Annotated in this window: 2 protein-coding genes and 1 pseudogene; 1 reads left to right on the top strand and 2 read right to left on the bottom strand. The window is 42.7% G+C overall.

The features are described from left to right. Positions 1-189 precede the first annotated feature (189 nt). Positions 190-768, top strand: a complete 579-nt coding sequence (gene thiT / locus ACWHAR_RS20575) for an energy-coupled thiamine transporter ThiT (RefSeq protein WP_144458965.1) — start codon at positions 190-192, stop codon at positions 766-768. A 41-nt stretch (positions 769-809) separates the two neighbouring features. On the opposite strand, the gene ACWHAR_RS20580 is transcribed toward thiT, so the two are convergent. Together ACWHAR_RS20580 and floT are read right to left on the bottom strand one after the other, a co-directional pair. After that, positions 810-1,331, bottom strand: coding sequence for a GNAT family N-acetyltransferase (locus ACWHAR_RS20580; RefSeq protein ID WP_242304405.1), 522 nt, complete (start codon positions 1,329-1,331; stop codon positions 810-812). A gap of 17 nt (positions 1,332-1,348) precedes the next feature. Further along, positions 1,349-1,755, bottom strand: a pseudogene (floT, locus tag ACWHAR_RS20585) (flotillin lipid rafts scaffold protein FloT); the annotation flags it as partial.

Raw genomic sequence — 1,755 nt, forward strand, 5'->3', positions numbered from 1 at the left:
GGGAGCATTAAAGCTGAGAGTGAGCGGTTTCGTTCTGACCCTTTGAACCTGTTAGTTAACGCTGGCGTAGGGATGTGGCAAAGTCAAATGAATTGCAGATCGTAAAGCAGTGCGTGGAACTTTTCTCATCCTTCCGCGTGCTGCTTTTTTGTTGTCCTTTTGGTTGTCTGTCAATGGAAGGAGATAGATATGAATCAATCTAAGCAACTGGTTCGCCTTATTGAAATTGCCATTATGACAGCGGCAGCCGTTATTTTAGACATTGTCTCAGGAATGTTTCTTAGCATGCCTCAAGGAGGCTCGGTCTCCATCATGATGATTCCGATCTTTTTAATTTCGTTTCGCTGGGGTGTCAAAGCAGGTCTTACTACAGGTTTGTTGACAGGTCTAATACAAATAGCAATCGGAAACTTGTTTGCTCAACATCTTGTACAGCTATTGTTAGATTACATTGTCGCTTTCGCAGCAATTGGCATAAGCGGCTGTTTCGCTTCTTCTGTCCGTAATGCTGCTGTATCAAAAACAAAAGGGAAATTGATTGTTTCAGTGGTAAGCGCAGTTTTTATCGGCAGTTTGCTGCGCTATGCCGCGCATGTCATTTCAGGAGCTGTGTTTTTCGGCAGCTTTGCTCCAAAAGGAACGCCGGTATGGATTTATTCTTTAACTTATAATGCGACTTACATGGTTCCTTCATTCATTATTTGTGCAATTGTCCTATGTTTATTATTTATGACAGCACCCCGTTTGCTTAAAAGTGACAAAGCGTAAAAGTAACAATCCCCCAGCGAATTCCGCTGGGGGATTGTTCGTTATCTGTTAAGAAGTGTTTTTAAAGCTGAAAGATCCGGCCAGCCAAGACCTACTTCTTTCAGCCTTACTCCGGCAATTTCAAAGTTGTCCTCCGCTACTCTTTCAGGTGAATAGGCCTGATAAAATATAATCGAGGGATTCTGCTCAATAACCCAAACAAACATACTTGAAAAGCCATGTTGAAGCAAATACTCCGCTCCTTTTGCTAAGAGCGCCCTGCCTGCACCTTGCCGCTGGCGCTCTTCCAGAAGATAAATAGCGTATAACTCGCCGTCATAGCCTTCTTGTTCAGAGCGAATAGGTCCAAATGAAGCAAAGCCGAATACTGAACCCTTTTCGTCCTGAGCAACAAATACTCCCTTTAACGAGCGACTTTTCCATTTGTCTTCAAATTCCTTATAGTTCAGTCTGTTTAAATAATCAATCGGGATAATTTCGTGGTATGTTGTCCTCCAGCTGTCTACATGCACTTTTGCAATGTCCTTTATATCCTCTAACTTCGCTTCACGTACAGTTACCATACGGTTCTGCTCTTTCCTTACTCTGATTTTTGGACCGTTTTGGCTTCATTGATTTCATTTGTTAATTCATTAATGCTTTGTTTTACGTTTCCTTTTCCTGAAAAGTTCTCAAGCATTTCTTTTACATCAATTCCTGAGGATGCTTTTAAACTTTCTTGCAGACTTGACATTAAGTTCGTCGCATAGCTGGTTACTTTGTTTGCTCCGCTTGATTCACCGCTTCCTCCTGTATCGACAACGGTGATTTTATCAATATTTGAAAGAGGCGCCGCTGCTTGTTTCGCGTATTCCGGAAGCATTTTGACAATCATATCGAAAATCGCCGCCTGCCCGTACTGTTCAAAGGCAGCCGCAATTTTCTCTTTTGCTTCCGCTTCTGCAAGACCTTTCAGGCGGATAACCTCTGCCTCTGTCTCTCCTTTCG

The sequence above is a fragment of the Bacillus sp. LR--39 genome (assembly GCF_053613335.1).